The 12,918-nt window shown below is 28.7% G+C and carries 12 protein-coding genes and 10 tRNA genes; 19 read left to right on the forward strand and 3 right to left on the reverse strand.

Annotated elements, in window-relative coordinates:
- Positions 1-12 precede the first annotated feature (12 nt).
- The 4 genes from I2E83_RS14675 (at position 13) to I2E83_RS14690 (ending at position 4,918) form a co-directional block, all read left to right on the forward strand.
- Entirely contained in the window at positions 13-2,112 is a 2,100-nt protein-coding gene (locus tag I2E83_RS14675; protein WP_195430713.1) for an AAA family ATPase, read from the forward strand.
- A gap of 256 nt (positions 2,113-2,368) precedes the next feature.
- Positions 2,369-2,845, forward strand: a complete 477-nt coding sequence (locus I2E83_RS14680) for a hypothetical protein (RefSeq protein ID WP_195264378.1) — start codon at positions 2,369-2,371, stop codon at positions 2,843-2,845.
- Between the two features lie 24 nt (positions 2,846-2,869).
- The gene (ugpC, locus tag I2E83_RS14685; RefSeq protein WP_195264377.1) at positions 2,870-3,979 is read left to right on the forward strand and encodes a sn-glycerol-3-phosphate ABC transporter ATP-binding protein UgpC; all 1,110 of its coding nucleotides are present in this window, start codon (positions 2,870-2,872) and stop codon (positions 3,977-3,979) included.
- A 111-nt stretch (positions 3,980-4,090) separates the two neighbouring features.
- Positions 4,091-4,918 carry a hypothetical protein gene (locus I2E83_RS14690; RefSeq protein ID WP_195264376.1) on the forward strand — a complete coding sequence of 276 codons (828 nt, stop codon included), beginning with the start codon at positions 4,091-4,093 and terminating at the stop codon, positions 4,916-4,918.
- Between the two features lie 266 nt (positions 4,919-5,184).
- On the opposite strand, the gene I2E83_RS14695 is transcribed toward I2E83_RS14690, so the two are convergent.
- The gene (locus I2E83_RS14695; RefSeq protein WP_195264375.1) at positions 5,185-5,904 is read right to left on the reverse strand and encodes a superoxide dismutase; all 720 of its coding nucleotides are present in this window, start codon (positions 5,902-5,904) and stop codon (positions 5,185-5,187) included.
- A 114-nt stretch (positions 5,905-6,018) separates the two neighbouring features.
- Between I2E83_RS14695 and I2E83_RS14700 the strand changes: the two genes are divergently transcribed.
- Positions 6,019-6,318 (forward strand): thioredoxin family protein, encoded by a 300-nt coding sequence (locus I2E83_RS14700; RefSeq protein ID WP_195264374.1) that lies wholly within the window; start codon positions 6,019-6,021, stop codon positions 6,316-6,318.
- Between the two features lie 47 nt (positions 6,319-6,365).
- Here the strand turns inward: I2E83_RS14700 and I2E83_RS14705 are convergent, their stop codons facing one another.
- Positions 6,366-6,626, reverse strand: coding sequence for a Vpu (locus I2E83_RS14705; RefSeq protein ID WP_195264373.1), 261 nt, complete (start codon positions 6,624-6,626; stop codon positions 6,366-6,368).
- Between the two features lie 160 nt (positions 6,627-6,786).
- On the opposite strand from I2E83_RS14705, the gene I2E83_RS14710 reads away from it, so the two are divergent.
- Positions 6,787-8,289, forward strand: a complete 1,503-nt coding sequence (locus I2E83_RS14710) for an ABC transporter substrate-binding protein (RefSeq protein ID WP_195264372.1) — start codon at positions 6,787-6,789, stop codon at positions 8,287-8,289.
- A gap of 41 nt (positions 8,290-8,330) precedes the next feature.
- Here the strand turns inward: I2E83_RS14710 and I2E83_RS14715 are convergent, their stop codons facing one another.
- On the reverse strand, positions 8,331-9,899 hold the full coding sequence (locus tag I2E83_RS14715; RefSeq protein ID WP_195264371.1) for a hypothetical protein: 1,569 nt from the start codon (positions 9,897-9,899) through the stop codon (positions 8,331-8,333).
- Between the two features lie 97 nt (positions 9,900-9,996).
- Between I2E83_RS14715 and rph the strand changes: the two genes are divergently transcribed.
- From rph to I2E83_RS14780, 13 genes are all read left to right on the forward strand, one after another.
- Positions 9,997-10,743 carry a ribonuclease PH gene (gene rph, locus I2E83_RS14720; RefSeq protein WP_195264370.1) on the forward strand — a complete coding sequence of 249 codons (747 nt, stop codon included), beginning with the start codon at positions 9,997-9,999 and terminating at the stop codon, positions 10,741-10,743.
- A 4-nt stretch (positions 10,744-10,747) separates the two neighbouring features.
- Complete coding sequence (locus I2E83_RS14725; protein WP_195430714.1) at positions 10,748-11,359, forward strand: XTP/dITP diphosphatase; 612 nt, start codon at positions 10,748-10,750, stop codon at positions 11,357-11,359.
- 9 nt (positions 11,360-11,368) lie between these two features.
- Positions 11,369-11,848 (forward strand): metallophosphoesterase, encoded by a 480-nt coding sequence (locus I2E83_RS14730; RefSeq protein WP_195264368.1) that lies wholly within the window; start codon positions 11,369-11,371, stop codon positions 11,846-11,848.
- Between the two features lie 155 nt (positions 11,849-12,003).
- Positions 12,004-12,079 (forward strand) — tRNA-Pro (locus tag I2E83_RS14735).
- 16 nt (positions 12,080-12,095) lie between these two features.
- Positions 12,096-12,169, forward strand: a tRNA-Gly gene (locus I2E83_RS14740).
- A gap of 74 nt (positions 12,170-12,243) precedes the next feature.
- A tRNA-Arg gene (locus I2E83_RS14745) sits at positions 12,244-12,320 on the forward strand.
- Positions 12,321-12,327: 7 nt separating this feature from the next.
- Positions 12,328-12,403, forward strand: a tRNA-Pro gene (locus I2E83_RS14750).
- Positions 12,404-12,418: 15 nt separating this feature from the next.
- A tRNA-Gly gene (locus I2E83_RS14755) sits at positions 12,419-12,492 on the forward strand.
- Positions 12,493-12,519: 27 nt separating this feature from the next.
- Positions 12,520-12,596: transfer RNA gene (locus tag I2E83_RS14760), tRNA-Arg, on the forward strand.
- A 5-nt stretch (positions 12,597-12,601) separates the two neighbouring features.
- Positions 12,602-12,677, forward strand: a tRNA-Lys gene (locus I2E83_RS14765).
- 5 nt (positions 12,678-12,682) lie between these two features.
- Positions 12,683-12,758, forward strand: a tRNA-His gene (locus I2E83_RS14770).
- A 5-nt stretch (positions 12,759-12,763) separates the two neighbouring features.
- Positions 12,764-12,838: transfer RNA gene (locus I2E83_RS14775), tRNA-Gln, on the forward strand.
- Between the two features lie 4 nt (positions 12,839-12,842).
- A tRNA-Lys gene (locus tag I2E83_RS14780) sits at positions 12,843-12,918 on the forward strand.

Below are 12,918 nucleotides of genomic sequence, written 5' to 3' on the forward strand. Positions count from 1 at the left end.
GGGGATCAGCTCTTGGATAAAATAGAATTATTAAAAGAAGAGGATAACTTAAAAAATACATTAAATATTCTTAGTGAAGAAACTTTAAAATATATAGAGAAGAGAAAAAGTATTTCAGAATATATACTTGATTATAGAAAAAAATATATCGAAGAATATAGAGATGATGAAGATAAGTTAATGGAGTATTTTGATCACGAAAGATATATTAAAGAAGAATCATACAAAATGATAGATAAAAAACTAGGAGAATTTGTTAAACTTAAAGAGTCACCATACTTTGGAAAAGTTGGGTTTATAGATGATGGATATTCTGAAGAGTTATATATAGGTAGATATGGATTAACTCCAGAAGGAAGTTATGATCCTGTAATAGTGGATTGGAGAGCACCAGTTGCATCTTTATTTTATAAAGGAATGATTGGAGAAACTAGCTATAAAAGCCCACAAGGAGAAATTCCAGTAGATATATTATCAAGAAGACAATTAATTGTAAAAAAGGCTAAATTAGAGGGGTATTTTGATTCTGATATAAATATACAAGATGAGATATTACAAATGGTTCTGTCATCAAATTCAGGAGAAAAACTTAAAGATATTGTAAATACGATACAAAAAGAACAAGATGAAATAATAAGAGCTGATAGAAACAAAGCTGTGGTTGTAAATGGAGTTGCAGGTTCAGGAAAAACTACTATAGCTCTTCATAGAATTGCATATCTTTTATATAATTTTAGGGAGCAATTAACAGATAAAGTTCTTATTTTGGGACCAAATGACATATTCATGGATTATATTTCAGAGGTATTACCTAATTTAGGCGAAACAGCAGTTATTAACGAAACATTTTTATCTTTCGCATATAAAGAAATAGGATTAAATGAACCTGTAAGAGATATAACATCTTATTTAGAACAAGTATTAAAAGGTAATGAAGAAATAATTGAAGATATAAGATATAAGTCATCAAATAGATTCATAGAAGCTCTTAATAAAAAAATAGAAGATATTGAAGAAAATTATTTTGAAATAGATACAGTAAGATTTTTAGATGAAGAAATAGTTTCTATAGATGAAATAGAAGAGCTTTTTGAGAAGCATTATAAATATATGCCTATATTTAGACGAAGTCAAAAAATAAAGAGAATATTATTTTCAAAGATAAAAGATAAGAGAGACGAAAAAGTAAGAGAAATCAATTTAAAGGCACAAGAAGAAAAATCAAAGCTATCTGCTGAAGAGTTAGTAATTGAAGAAAATAATATTGAATTCAGAAGAAGAATTGCGATAAGAGATATAGTAAGAGAAGTTATGAAATCTAAGGCTGAAATAGAAAATTGGATAGAAAATGAAAGCATTATAGATATATATAAAGGATTTTTAAATATCGAAACTCTTTCATATTTAGATTTAGCTGGTATCTTATATTTAATGATAAAATTAGATGGGAAAAAATCTTATACTGAAATAAAACATATAGTTATTGATGAAGCTCAGGATTATAATATGCTACAGTTCCTAGTTTTAAAAGAGTTAACAGGATGTAGGAGTTATACTATCGTTGGAGATTCAAATCAAAGACTTATGAAAGCGGAAGAAGTACCTGCTATGCTTAAATTAAAAGAAGTCTTTGGTGGATTTTTTAGTTTGTTTGAATTAAAGAAGAGCTATAGATCAACTTATCAAATAATGGAATATGCAAGTAAGCTTTTAGATGAAAATGCAGTTGTTCCATTTGTAAGAAAAGGTGAGTTTGATGTATTAGAAACAACAGTTTCAAAAGATGATGAAGAAGATTTAATAGATGTAGTATTAAATTTATTAGAGGATTATCAAGAAGAAAAATATGAAAATATAGCAATAATAACAAAAGGAAAAGAAGAATTAAACCTTATATCTCCAGAACTTAAAAAGTATACAAGTATATTGGCATTCAATGGTGGAGATGTAGTGTATAAGGGTGGAAAGGTATTAATACCATCTTATTATGCTAAGGGGTTAGAATTTGATGCTGTAATAATTGTTGATTTTGATGAAAATACCGACAATTTAATTAAATATATAATGTGTACTAGGGCATTGCATAGATTATCAGTTGTTAAGGTAAGATAAGTCTTATAAAAGTGTTAGATATTTAAATTAGAAAAGTATATATAAAGATAGTTCGAAAAATATAGTAAGTTTCTGCTTACTATATTTTTTTATTCAAAATTATTTTATTTGTGAAATATCACAATATATTTAATTTTTTATTAGTCATAATTTAAGAAAAATATGTATTAAGGATAATAATATTGAAATAAATAAAAAAGATATTATAATAAAACCATAAACCTTTGTAAACGATATTCAATAAGGGGGTTGAGGTATGGAGTGCTTTTATGAACAGTTTCAAACTAAAGATTATGGAAGTTTAGAAAAGATATTAAATATTTTATCTAAGGTTTCGTTAATTTTTGCAATATTGTTTGCAGCAATGTTGAATTTGGTGTTTGCAGTAGTTTTTGGGCTAATATACTTAGGAGTCTTCATTTTGTCTAGGAAGCTTATAGTTGAATATGAATATGAGCTTACAGGAGATGAATTAGTAATATTCAAGATAATGAATAAGAGTAAAAGAACAGAAATAGGAAGTTTTAATATTAGAGAAATATCAAGTGTTAAAAGTTCAGAAAGAATGGACAAGAGTAACAGTAAAATTGTTAAAGCTTATTTAGAAGAGTCTGGATTAAAAAACATGGTTTATATGGCAAAAACATCTAAAGGTGTTGTAGGATTTCAATTGGCTATGGATGAAAACTTAACAAATTTAATTAAAAGAGTTAATCCATTAGCGTTTTATTAATATATAAATTTGGAGGAGAAGATTATGGCAGGTTTAAGTTTGAAAAATATTCAAAAAGTATATGAAAATGGATTTAAGGCAGTTCAAGATTTCAATTTAGATATTGAGGACAGAGAATTTATAGTTTTCGTTGGACCATCAGGATGTGGTAAGTCAACTACACTAAGAATGATTGCTGGATTAGAAGAAATATCTGGAGGAGAATTATACATAGATGATAAGTTAGTAAATGATGTAGCTCCAAAAGACAGAGATATAGCGATGGTTTTCCAAAACTATGCATTATATCCTCATATGACAGTATATGAAAATATGGCGTTTGGATTAAAGCTTAGAAAGTTACCAAAGCAAGAAATAGATACTAAAGTTAGAGAAGCAGCAAAGATACTAGATATAGAACATCTTTTAGATAGAAAGCCAAAGGCTTTATCAGGTGGACAAAGACAAAGAGTTGCTATGGGAAGAGCTATAGTTAGAAGTCCTAAAGTATTCTTAATGGACGAGCCTTTATCAAACCTTGATGCTAAATTAAGAGTTCAAATGAGAATAGAAATTTCAAAGTTATATAATAAATTAAATACTACATTTATATATGTAACACATGACCAAACAGAAGCAATGACTTTAGGAACAAGAATAGTTGTTATGAAGGATGGAGTTATCCAACAAGTTGCTTCACCAACTGAAATATATAACCATCCAGCAAATCTTTTCGTTGCAGGATTTATAGGAAGTCCTCAAATGAATATGACATACGGACAAAACCTTGTTAAGGATGGCAAAAACTATGTTAAAGTATTTGATAAATTAATCGAGATTCCAACTGAAAAGGCTAAGATAGTAAAAGAAAAGAATGCTGAAAACTTAGAAGTTATAGTTGGTGTAAGACCAGAGAATATATATCATTCAAAGGAAGAGCTAGCAGCTGAAGGAGTTGTTACTTTCAAAGGAGAAGTTGATTTAAAAGAAAACTTAGGTGCAGAAACATATATTCACGTTAAAAAGGATGGAGCAAACTTTATAATTAAATCTAGAACAGGTGTTGATTATAAGATTGGAGATTCAATAGAATTTGGATTTGATTCCAATAAAATTCATTTATTTGATAAAGAAGAGCAAAATACAATATTCTAGTATAAATTAGTAAATTTAAAATATAATATAGTAATTAAAGATAACAGGCTTAAGGATAATAAAATCCTTAAGCCTGTTAAATAATTTATAAAGATAAATGGGAGGAGTCTAGTGAAGATAATAAAATTAATAGTCTCAATAATTATCATTATAATTATATTAACTACTATATATAGTTTATCTATTATGAACATAAAAAATACTAGTATTTTTTCTTGGAGTACTAAAGTAATAAAAAATAATGATTTAGGCAATATGTATAAGGTTATTAATGATCTAAATATATCTACAGTTTATCAAAACTTATCAGGATTAACAGTTGATGAAATTAGTGGATTTATAGAAAATATTAAATCTAATACTCAAGCAGAGGTATACTTTTTAACTGGAGATGCAAATTGGTATAAAGATGTAAATAAGTTTATTAAAAGAATAGAATTTATAAATGATTATAATGAAAAAGTTGATAATGATTTAAAGATTAAAGCAATAGTGCTAGATGTAGAACCTTGGACATTAGATGAAGGATGGGATGAAGATGAATATATAAAGATGCTTCATAAGTCATATTCATATTGTAAGAAGTCTGATTTAGAATTAATCAATGTTATACCATACTGGTTAGAAAAAGATATTATAGAACAAATAATAATTAATTCGGATGAAATAGCTGTAATGAATTATAATATAGAAAAGCCGGTGAAAAATATAAAAGATGAAGTTAACTTAAGTAAAATGTATAATAAGAAGATTAATATAATAGCAGAAACACAAGCACCGAATGATAAATATGGTGTTACAGATAATACTACTTATTATTACAAAGGATATGATGCATTAAAGAGTGATTGGAGAAAAATAAAAAAAGAGTATAAATATAAAGGAATATCATTTTCATACCATGATTATAGTAATGTTTTAAAGTTTATATATAAATAATAAAGTAAAAGAGATTGATATACGATTAAGAGTGAAAAATTTAAAAGGGGCTAGGGAAACGCGAGCCCCTTTTAAGTTGTTGATTTTACTGACTTAGACGAGTTTTTCGTTGTTTTTTTTATTAACTTTTTTATCCTTTCGCTAATTCACTTTTGCATAAATAAGCTTACATGAATTATAATATTAATTATCTATTATCAACTATTAATTAAAAAGAAGTTGTTGCACTAAATAATTAGTGAATAGTCTCTTTTTAATCTATGAATTTATTTATTATTAGTATAATTTTTTTCAGCTTGCTCCCAGTTAACTACATTCCACCAATTATCTATGTATTCAGCACGTCTATTTTGATATTTAAGATAATATGCATGTTCCCAAACATCTATTCCTATAATAGGAGTTAAACATGAAGATATAGGACTATCTTGGTTTGCAGTAGATAGAATTGACAACTTACCATCTTTATCAGATACTAACCATGCCCAGCCAGATCCAAATCTACCTAACGCAGCTTCTTTAAATTTAGTTTTAAAATTATCATAAGATTCAAAGTCTCTATTAATTGCATTTAATAAGTCTCCTTTAGGATTTTGATTTTTAGTAGGAGACATTATAGACCAAAAGAATTCATGATTATATACTCCACCTGCGTTATTTTTAACAGCTTCTCTAATATCATCTGGTACTGATTCTAAATCCTCTAGCAATCCTTCTAATCCTTTAGAGTACAATTCAGGATATTTAGAAATGGCTTTATTAAGATTATCAACATAAGCTTTTTCATGTTTATCATGATGAAGCATCATAGTTTCTTTATCAATATAAGGCTCTAATGCGTCATAAGCATATGGTAATGGTTTAAGTTCAAATTGAGCATCACCTAAATTATTACTTTTTACTAAAGATGCAGGAATTAATGTTATAAAGGAAATAATGGATAGAGTTACTAAAAGTAATAAACTATATTTATTTTTTGTTTTCATAATTATTCACCTCATGTTCTAGTATTGCCTAAAGTGATAATTTTATAAATGAAATGAGTAAGTGATATAATAAATATATTAAAGGTTAGCATTTAAATTGAAGTAGGAGGAATTATGGAAGCGTTAATAATGAACAATCCAATAAGTATTGTATATTTTAGTGGATCAACTTGTGGGGCTTGTGATGCAATAAAAGAAAAAATTTTATATATTATTAAGGATTATAATGAAATTAAATTTCTTGAGATTAATGCAATAGAAAATAAGGTGTTAGCATCTCAATATGATATATTTTCTTTGCCTATTTTATTGCTATTTATTAATGGGAAAGAAACACTAAGGTTTGGAAGATACTTTGATATATTAGAATTTAAGAATTCAATAAATAGATATTATAATTTAATTTATAAATAAAGATAGAGAAGGCTAAATACCTTCCCTATCTTTATTTTGCTAAATTTCTAATTTTCATCTTCATCAATTAAATCATCAAGGCTAAGCAATTCCTCTTCTGAATTTTCATTAAGTGAGCTATTATTCTTATAAGTAATTTGATTAATAGCTTGATATATTTTTTCTAAAAGATAATTTTGTATTCTTCTAGCCTTATATGTTTTATTAAAAATAATAAAACTCCATATTCCTATGATAGAAAAAGTTATCATAAATAAAGCACCAATGCTATAAAAAACTATTTGAAAAATTTGAACAGCTAAATCCATATAAATATTACCTCCAAATTTTATATAAAAATATTATAGCATACAAATTAATATAGTTTAGAACAAATTCGAATAAATGTATAAAATTTCATATTAATGTTTACTATTAACCTTAGATGTCTATAATTTAGAAAGATACTAATCATAAGGAGAAGCATATATGAAGAAAGTAATATTATTAGTGGCAACAACTGCATTATTAATAGGGTTTTTGTTAGGATTTATAGAAGTGGTGAATCAAGAGACAGCTCAAAACAAAGAAATATTTACATATTCAGTATCTACTGTGCCAACAGATTTTAAATCTGTAGGAAGTTTAGATAAGAGAATACAAGATATAGTATGTGCAACTAGTAGGGGATTAGTTGAATTAGATGATTCTAAAAATATAGTTCCTTCCTTATCAGAAAGTGTTGAGGTAAGGGATAATGGATTAGAATATGATTTTAAGATAAGGTCAGATATTTATTGGAGTGATGGAACTAAGATAACACCTAAAGATATAGTGACTTTTTTTAGGGAGATATTAACAGAAGAAGAAGAGGAGAATATAGGTGCTTTATTAAATGTATATGGAGCAAAAGCGTTTAGGGATGGAACAGGATCTTTTACAGAAAATGTAGGGATAACTTCAGGAGATAGTAATGTTATTTTTAGATTAAACTCAAAAGATGATAAATTTATTGAAGAATTAACAACACCTCAATATAGGCTTAGAAAGAACGTTTTATTATGGGAAAATATAAGACAAAATTATGGTGAGTTAATTTATTCAGGATACTATAGTATTTCAGATATGACTATTGATGAATTGACCCTTAATAGAAATAGCGGTACAAATACAGATATGGTTGCAACAATTAAGATAGTTGCAGATGAAGGTGAAGAATTAGCTATGGCAGCTTTTGAGATTGGGGGAAGAGATATAGTTATAAATCCACCTAAGAGCCAATTAAGTAGATTAAGTAGTGAGGATAGATTAATAACATTAGAATCAAATAAAGCTATGTATTTAACATTTAATCCTAATAGTGACTCTATACCAATAGAGGGGAAAAAAGATATATATGGATTATTAAATAAATCTATAGGACAATATCAATTGGAAAATAGTATGTTCATAGAATTAGCTGAAGGAAGTTATTTCAGAGAAGATAAAGGGGACTTAGCTAAGCTTCAAGCTAGAAAAGTTATGAGTAATAATACTGTTGAATGGAATAAACCAGATGAAATTTCATTAGTTGCCGAAGAAGGCACTCAAAATAAGGAAATTTGTGAATATATATCAAACTGGTTTTCAAACAATACAGATATGTATTTAAGTTATAAATTAATTACGAAAGATGAAATGAATTCTATTAAAGATGTTAACTATTATGATATAGCATTAATTCATGGTGATTCAAATTTTTCAGGAGATAGTTCTATATACAACGCATTAGTAAATTTTCTTCCAGATAAGTATAAAAATCAATTGTTATTAGCAAAAACAGAAGGCGAGAGAGTAGAATTATTTTCAAAATTAGAAGATGATTTATTTAACACATATCAAGTTTTACCATTAGCTTTTTATAATGATAATATAGCTATAAATAGTAAAATAAAAAATATGCTATTAGATGGTAATGGAAATATAGATTACAGTAAAATAGAAAAATCATAAAGACTGGGCAAAGCCCAGTCTTTATGATTTAGTTTGATTATTTAATTCTCGCTTTGATCATTAGAAGGATCTAATAACTCTTTATTTTCAACTTCTACAAACTCTTCATCTTCAACTTCTGATATATCTTTTTTTGATAGATTGTCTTCATCATTTTCATCTTCTATAATAGGATTATTGGAATCATTTCTATAAGAAGATTCATGGTCGAGTATGTTTACTTCACGCATAAAGTCATCTTTAAATAGGAAAATTATTAATTGATATATATACATGTTTTTAAAGCTGTCAAAAGATGATCCTGATGGTGAAAATGAATCTCTTTTTTTAGAGTAAGAAATACTTTTGTTAAAAATTGGAGCTATGCCTAAGCTTGTAGGTGTTGAAGTTGTAGGCATTCTAAAAAAGTTTTCTTCTAACATATCAGCTGAATTTAAGGTTAATCCTTTATATCTCTCTGCATCATCTAGAGTAGGAGCTTCAGGCCAAGCGGTAATTAAACCAGAATTTATAAAATATTTTCTGTATAATGATGAAATCATATTTCTATACTCATTATATTTATTGAATTCCTTTGAATACATAACAATAGCTAAGAAATAGAAGACAATATCAAAACATGAATATTTCAAATCCTTTTTACCAGAAAGCTTAAGAAAAACTTCCTTTTCATCATCATATAAAGACACTAATTTATTAATAATTTCTTTGGCTTTTTCATTAAATGTAATCATTTGAGTATGTTTAAATGACAACATTAAGTTTATTGAGAATAGGCATGTAAAATCTAGAGAGTCAATATAATAGTCCTTTTCATCAAATTTATTAATAAGAAAATCTGTTAAATCTATTATTAAAACTTGAGCATCAGAATTTTTTGAATGACTATAAAAAATATTTATTGCAGTAAGGATTTTACATATTTCTTCAAATGAACATTCATATATTTTCTCTTTAAACTCATTAAGCATTTCTAGTATTTCGAGTGAAAACTTATTATAGTCTTCTGAAATTTCATCTTCTGGATATAATATTGAATATAAGTTATAAGCAACCATCATAAAGGCTTGATCAGAAAATTTAAATTTATTATTTTTATCTGTAAGGTTAAATCCTTTATGGTTATTCTCAGAAAGATTTTTTTTCTCGGTGAAAATTCCTTCATTGTTTCTTAAGTTCACTGAATAAAAATCAAGTTGTTCCCTAGATAACTTTTTATATATTTTAGAGTAAGAGTATAATTTTTCATCGGCATCTTTAAATCTTGAGTAATAAGTAGTTAAATCAAGTATGCTTGTAGTCATTAATGCATTAGTTATTGGAGAAATATCCTTTTTAAAGGAAGATTCATCAAATCCATTGTAATTTTTACTATGAATATAGTTTGGAGAAGATTTCCTATATATACATAGTAGTGGAGAAAAGTTACCAGATGTGGTAATATCAATGGAGGATGATGTTTTTTTATAATTTTTAACTGAATCAACTAATCCACATTTTGACTCAAGAACTAACGTCCTTATGGCCTCCTTAGACAAGTGAAAAAGTTGGCCGTTAATTTCTTTTTGAGATAGTTTATTCATTCTAAAAAATGGTCCTATATATCGCAATTTCTTCACCTCTTCATTAATCCTTATATTAATAATATGAGGATAATGCTAAAATAGTGCATAAATTTTAATAATATTAAGAATTGGAGGTAAAATCATGAGAATAGATGGAAGAAAAAATGAACAAGTAAGAACGACTAAGATAACTAGAGGATATACAAAGTATGCAGAGGGATCTGTATTAATAGAAGTTGGTGATACAAAAGTTATTTGTACAGCATCTATAGAAGATAAGGTTCCACCATTTTTAAAAGGTCAAGGTGAAGGATGGATAACAGCTGAATATAATATGCTTCCAAGATCAACTGGAACAAGAAAAGTTAGAGATATAGCTAGATTAAAGGTTGATGGAAGAACTATGGAGATACAAAGGTTAATAGGAAGAGCTTTAAGATCAGTAATGGATTTAAAAGCACTTGGTGAAAAAACAATATGGATAGATTGCGATGTTATACAAGCAGATGGCGGAACAAGAACTACATCTATTACAGGGGCGTTTGTAGCTTTAGTAGATGCTGTAAATAAACTACATAAGGAAAAGCCTTTTGAAGTTTATCCAATAAGAAAGTTTGTAAGTGCAACTAGTGTTGGTATATTAAACGACGAAAAGATTTTAGATTTATGTTATGAAGAGGATTCTAACGCTAAGGTAGATATGAATGTTATTGCTACGGATGAAGGTGAATTTATAGAAATTCAAGGAACTGGAGAAGAATCACCATTTAGTAGAGCTGACTTAAATGACTTATTAGACTTAGCTCAAAAAGGTATAAAACAAATGGTACAAATACAAAAGGATGCTTTAAAGATGGATGCGCTTTGGATAGGTACTGGAGGAAAATAATGATATGAAAAAGCTAATAATAGCAAGTAATAATCAAGGGAAGATAATTGAGATAAAGAAGGTTCTAGAAGGTATGCCTATTAATGTTTTTTCATTAAAAGATATCGGATTAGATATAGATGTTGAAGAAGATGGAATAACATTTGAAGAAAATGCAAAAAAGAAAAGTGAAGAGATATATAAAGAGTTGATAAAAAGAGGGGAAAGTAATTTTATAGTAATGTCAGATGATTCCGGTTTAGAAGTTGAATATTTAAATGGTGAACCAGGAGTATATTCAGCAAGATATGCTGGAGAGCACGGAAATGATAAGAAAAATAATGAAAAATTACTTAGTAATTTAAAGGGCGTTAGTTATGATAATAGAAATGCTAGATTTGTTTGTCAATTAGCATTAATAAATGATAAAAATATATATAAATCAGTAACAGGAACTGTAAATGGCTATATATTAGAAGAAGAAAGAGGCTGTGATGGATTTGGATATGATCCACTATTCTTATATGAACCTTTTAATAAGACTTTTGCAGAGCTTACAATGGAAGAAAAAAATAATATATCTCATAGAGGAATTGCGCTTAAGAAAATAAGTGCAGTTATAAAGGAGTTTCTATAGGAGGAAATTATGAAGATTGCTGTATTAAGTGATTCTCATTATGAAGCTTCATCTATAAATGCTATAAAAAAATATTTATCAGACGTAGATATCATATTACATTGTGGAGATGGAGCTCCAGATACAAAAATGTTATTAAATGATTTTAATGGTGAAGTATATGCAGTTAAAGGGAATTGTGATATTTCCACTGAGTATCCTATTGAAAGAATAGTAGACATAATGGGATTAAAGATATATATGACTCATGGGCATATGTATAATGTAAAGAATGAATACAATACTATATTCTATAAGGGTAAAGAAGTCGGAGCGGATATAGTGCTTTTTGGGCATTCTCATAAAGCTTTAATAAATGAACATGATGGATTAACTATGATGAACCCTGGGAGCATAACATTACCTTATGGAAGAGCGAAGAAGACATTAGGATTTATAGAAATATTAGAAAATAAAAAGACTAATATATATTTAAAAGAAATAGAATAATATTTTTTTGCAATCCGTTATTAATTTACAATATTATTAAATATCTAGTTAAATCTCCAAAATTCTCTTATATAGATTATTTTTTAAAAAATGTATTGACGGATTGCTAATCCTATTGTAGAATAAACATTGTCGCTGAGAGATATTAAAGATATCGGGGTGTGGCGCAGATGGGAGCGCGCGTGGTTTGGGACCATGAGGTCGCAGGTTCAATCCCTGTCACCCCGACCACTTTTAAAATAAATATGCGGGTGTAGCTCAATGGTAGAGCCCTTGCCTTCCAAGCAAGTTACGTGAGTTCGATTCTCATCACCCGCTCCATAAAAGTGGTTAAAAAATATGTTGACAAGTGACAAAGAATGATATAAAATAATTTATGTTCTTTACAAGAATAAGCGTGTTTAGCTCAGCTGGATAGAGCAACGCCCTTCTAAGGCGTGGGCCAGGAGTTCGAATCTCTTAACACGCACCATCAACACCGGGGTGTGGCGCAGATGGGAGCGCGCGTGGTTTGGGACCATGAGGTCGCAGGTTCAATCCCTGTCACCCCGACCACTTAAAATTTAATATGCGGGTGTAGCTCAATGGTAGAGCCCTTGCCTTCCAAGCAAGTTACGTGAGTTCGATTCTCATCACCCGCTCCATTAAACATAATATAATAATGGTAATATGCGTGTTTAGCTCAGCTGGATAGAGCAACGCCCTTCTAAGGCGTGGGCCAGGAGTTCGAATCTCTTAACACGCACCAGATATGCGTTATTAGCTCAGTTGGTAGAGCACCTGACTCTTAATCAGGGTGTCCCGGGTTCGATCCCCTGATAACGCACCATTATGGTGAACGTAGTTCAGTTGGTAGAGCGCCAGTTTGTGGCACTGGTTGTCGTGGGTTCGAGTCCCATCGTTCACCCCATACGCTGGGATATCGCCAAGCGGTAAGGCACCGCACTTTGACTGCGGTATTCGTAGGTTCGAATCCTGCTATCCCAGCCAACTTGGTTTACTAGCTCAATCGGTAGAGCACTTGACTTTTAATCAAGGTGTACCGGGTTCGATTCCCGGGTAAGCCACCA

It is taken from the genome of Clostridium sp. D46t1_190503_E9 (assembly GCF_015555225.1).
Taxonomy (GTDB): Bacteria; Bacillota; Clostridia; order Clostridiales; family Clostridiaceae; genus Clostridium.

What these genes read in the sequence shown, in the direction of transcription:
- I2E83_RS14705 (WP_195264373.1), bottom strand. Translation starts at nt 6,626, where the DNA reads ATGGATTTAGCTGTTCAAATTTTTCAAATAGTTTTTTATAGCATTGGT.
- I2E83_RS14695 (WP_195264375.1), bottom strand. Translation starts at nt 5,904, where the DNA reads ATGAAAACAAAAAATAAATATAGTTTATTACTTTTAGTAACTCTATCC.
- I2E83_RS14710 (WP_195264372.1), top strand. Translation starts at nt 6,787, where the DNA reads ATGAAGAAAGTAATATTATTAGTGGCAACAACTGCATTATTAATAGGG.
- I2E83_RS14730 (WP_195264368.1), top strand. Translation starts at nt 11,369, where the DNA reads ATGAAGATTGCTGTATTAAGTGATTCTCATTATGAAGCTTCATCTATA.
- ugpC (WP_195264377.1), top strand. Translation starts at nt 2,870, where the DNA reads ATGGCAGGTTTAAGTTTGAAAAATATTCAAAAAGTATATGAAAATGGA.
- I2E83_RS14680 (WP_195264378.1), top strand. Translation starts at nt 2,369, where the DNA reads ATGGAGTGCTTTTATGAACAGTTTCAAACTAAAGATTATGGAAGTTTA.
- I2E83_RS14700 (WP_195264374.1), top strand. Translation starts at nt 6,019, where the DNA reads ATGGAAGCGTTAATAATGAACAATCCAATAAGTATTGTATATTTTAGT.
- I2E83_RS14725 (WP_195430714.1), top strand. Translation starts at nt 10,748, where the DNA reads ATGAAAAAGCTAATAATAGCAAGTAATAATCAAGGGAAGATAATTGAG.
- rph (WP_195264370.1), top strand. Translation starts at nt 9,997, where the DNA reads ATGAGAATAGATGGAAGAAAAAATGAACAAGTAAGAACGACTAAGATA.